Annotated in this window: 3 protein-coding genes; 1 reads left to right on the top strand and 2 read right to left on the bottom strand. The window is 55.0% G+C overall.

Annotated features, from left to right (window positions below):
• Positions 1–2: 2 nt before the first annotated feature.
• A complete protein-coding gene (locus ACSSU5_RS26530; protein ID WP_492561375.1) occupies positions 3–716 on the bottom strand; it encodes a YagK/YfjJ domain-containing protein in 714 nt (237 codons plus the stop codon).
• Positions 717–1,105: 389 nt separating this feature from the next.
• Between ACSSU5_RS26530 and ACSSU5_RS26535 the strand changes: the two genes are divergently transcribed.
• Entirely contained in the window at positions 1,106–1,612 is a 507-nt protein-coding gene (locus ACSSU5_RS26535) for a hypothetical protein (protein WP_492561376.1), read from the top strand.
• A gap of 851 nt (positions 1,613–2,463) precedes the next feature.
• Here ACSSU5_RS26535 and ACSSU5_RS26540 read toward each other — a convergent pair.
• The gene (locus tag ACSSU5_RS26540) at positions 2,464–3,192 is read right to left on the bottom strand and encodes a recombinase family protein (protein WP_492561374.1); all 729 of its coding nucleotides are present in this window, start codon (positions 3,190–3,192) and stop codon (positions 2,464–2,466) included.
• Positions 3,193–3,844 lie beyond the last annotated feature (652 nt).

Raw genomic sequence — 3,844 nt, forward strand, 5'->3', positions numbered from 1 at the left:
TGTTATACGGGGTTTGCGTAGTTGTCTTGGTTGCTAGGCATCACCTTCCGCCTAGTACGCGATCCGTCAAATCGGCGGAAGCGTATTGGCTTGCCCTCGCTATCGTTGATGGTCACCTTCCCCCTTTCCTTGGTTATGTAGCTAAGCCAGAGAATCGCATCTTCTATATCAGATCGGTTGCTGCTCTTGATCCGCTTCGAGTCCTGAGCATTGCAGTGGACCTTGGCCGGCCCTTCGGGATTCAGCTCCTGCCATAGTGTGTGGATCATGCCAATGAACCCATATGGTTTAACCGTGCCATCTGCCCGATTGTTCTGGTAGCCTGCGTTCTCTACTCGGCCTTTCGGTACTAAGACCCAACAATGGTAGTGAAGCTGCTTGGCCTTCTCTAGCTCATTACACCAACCATATGCACTACGCTTGATTACTTGATTACCCCATAGAGCCTTCTGGCGGAACTTGTTGTCTCTAAGCGAGGCAAACAGTTGGCTTACACGGGCGTTTGCTTCATCTGGTGGCACGCTCGCATTAGTTGGAAGATGTAAGTCGAAGCGTATCAGGAACAGGTCTTGGTAATGGCTGACCATGGCTTCTACCTGATCGATGCAGTTGTCTAACGCCTCTTTTATCAAGGGTGACTGACCGGGTTCAAACAGGACTGGGTAACCTCGGTAGGTTGATTCTTCCAGCAGGGTGTACTTTCTCGTGCTCGACACGTTATGGGTCCTTCCTATGTTCTTCTTGTAGGATGATGAGATTAAAGAGATAGATATTAATTAAGCCACTGCGAAACGAGCGTACGGATGCCCTGCCGGGGCTGATGGCAAGTCAAGTACGGTGTGGGTTCGCGAGGGGTTGAAGCTGTGCAAGATGGTTTTGACCTTCATCCGGGATTATTACCCATCAGAGACCAAGACCGCCCACTGTATCTGATTCCCATGATCAATACAACACCAACTGCGGTTGTACGCGAAATCTGCTGCACTCAGCCCCGCGAACTTGGCCACAATCGACGTAGGAACGCGATACGGGAAGCGTACTGTGTACTGGTAGGCTATCCCCACCCTACACTTTGCCCGACAGACATAACCAGACACTGCCCTACATGACAACACTGACCATTGGCCGCATGGCAAAGCTGTACGGCCTGCACCGCTCGACACTGCACGAGGCTGTAGCCAAAGGCCGCGTCACTGCTGGCCACGATGGCAAAGGGCAACGTGTGATCGACCTATCAGAGATGATCCGGGTTTATGGCGAACCAACTGGGCGCCCTACACCACCGACCGACACCCCGACACCAGCAGATGATGGTCATCCGACACCACCCAACACCGCTACCGGATGGGCCGAACTGGTGAGCGAGCTGCGGTTGCTGCGTGAAGAAGTGGCAGGGCTGCGGCAGGAGCTGCGGTTGATCGAGCACAAGCCAGCGACTGCACCAGGTACACCAGAAGTCGTGGAAACCGCCCCAGCAGAGCGAGCAGCGGCACCACAACCAGTAGCACCGGCTGCGTCGGATCAGGCATCTGTGTCAGGCAGGACTGGCCAGTCTGTCCACGCCCCAGCAGCTCGCACCTTCGCTGATGTTTTATCGAGTTGGGAGCAGTAAAAGCCTTGCAGGCTGGCACGGGCTGGATAGGCTCAGAGCTTGAGCCTGAGCAGTAGCCGGGTACAACTTCCCCAAGGAAGGCACGTAGCCTAACCCCAAGGAAGTCACCGTGTAATCGAAGGCAGGCCCATCGCCGTTACCGTCGCATCACCGGGGCATCCCGTGGTTGCTCACGGACACCTAGGCAGCTTTGCCGGAAATCACTCAACCCGGCCTGATCGTGGTCTGCCTCACTTGGTCAGGGCGCTGCGTGGGAAGCTTTCGCCAACATCCACACTCTGCAACTGGGCCAAGCAACTTCACCACTGGCGACTTTGACCAATCCCGCTTGTCATCGCCTCTCAGCACACGCCGTATCCAAGTGACACTTATCCAACCACCGATACGAGTGGCAGACCGTTGGGCAAGAGAGGGCTTGTGTTGGGGAACGCACGCGCTAGAATGGCGAGTACGTGGACCAAAGCAACTTATCCTTGCTGGCCTGCGGGTTGTGTTCGGATGTGATGATCCTTGCACTACCAAATCTGAGAGCCCTGACTTGCCGGTCGGGGCTTTCGTCTTTCTGATGGTCAAGAATCCTAGCGGCGACCTGTTCCGATAGCAAGGCGTGGCGTCTCGCTACCAACTTACCAAGCCCCTGATACCCCGAACTTTTCAACCAGGTACTTGCCCAGGGCGAGCATCACCGGCATTCCGCCCCTACGGAATATTGTCGGGCGAATCCGTCAAGCTGGCCAACTGTGGCTCGGTATCAAGACCTTCTATGACCGCCTAGAGCGGCGTATAAGCACGATTTTAGAATATCTCGTGGGTGACGAAGGGTATACGTATATCGTTGCTGTAATCGCTTCCTACGCGCTCTCAGGGCTATTGGTGACCTTGTTCAGTTCCAGCCCCAGCCGCTGCATCACACGCATCACTGCCGTTGCCGACCATTGACCACCACGGGCAGTGGGGATGTTGCGTTCGATCAGGCAATCGGCCACGGCCTGTAGGCTGCTCGCACCTTTGAGTACACACAGCTCGATGGCGTCTTTGACCAGTGCTGCACGGTCGTTTGCCTGCTGCCGCTGGGTATCGTGGCCCTTTGACCTGTTCAACTTGCTACGGCCCTTGGCGAGCGCCTGTGTGCGGTTCTCAATCTTCTGGGCAGCCTCTGCGTCACCACCAGCGGCCCGGGCTTCCAGTGACCTCAGTGCGGCCTTTGTACGTTCGCTGATGAAGGTTCGTTCCTGCTCAGCCAGTACGGCGTAAATGTGGAGCTGGAATGTGTCGGCAGTGGGCATGGTTGCCACACGAAACTTGTGCCGCTTCATCAGGCCAGCGATGTGTTCAACGTCGCGGCTCATTCGGTCGAGCTTGGCCACCACCACTGGGTGCCCTGTTGCGAACGCCTTGGCGGCTGCTGGGCGTTCCAACGGGTGGATCGAGCCAGAGATACCTACGTCCTCAAACTCAGCCACTACCACCCAGCCTTGCTGCTCGGCTGCAAACTTCACGTACTCACGCTGGGCATCGAGGCCGAGGCCGGATTCGCCCTGCCCTTTGGTCGATACGCGGTAGTAGGCGACAACTTCCATGATGGTGATTCCTTCCTTTGCGGGTGGCTGATTATGTCACTTTACAACTGTTAGAACGACCGATCAACAAATGTAATGACGTAAAAGTCGCCCGGTTAATCGAGCTGGCTAGTGGATGTCGCCCTACCGGGTGGTGTCGAAGCCGCCCCAATGGGTTGTGTTGCCATCGTTGCTCTGATCAGGCGGTGTGGGGCGGTCTGCTTGACCCCACTACTCGCAATCCCTTGTTCTTACTGGGCTACAAAAAGTTGCCAATCATCGAGGCTCAATCGGCTAATTAGTTACTTGCAACTCATCCGATAGTTATTTCGGGCACAGCCTAGCCTATACATGCCTCGTTAAAGCCCCTGTGGGGGCGATATGAGCGTGTTTGATGGATAGGCAATAGTCTGGTGGCGCTATAAGCAAAGAACGCCTGTAAAGCCACTGTAGGGGCTTTCGATGTTATACCAAGCGGTACGTAGATATCATATGGTTGATATAGCCTTCACTACCAGGGAACAGATGTGTAAGTACTGCCGCTATGATGATAGGCGCCAGCACCTTGCTTGCATCGGTAAGTAGGTTGATCAGTACCGCTTGTAAAATTGTCTTCATGTGTTCACCCGAGTTGGTATTGGATGAACCTATTTAGCCACATTCGATTTCAGGT

Source organism: Pseudomonas sp. E1MeOHC2, assembly GCF_058745025.1.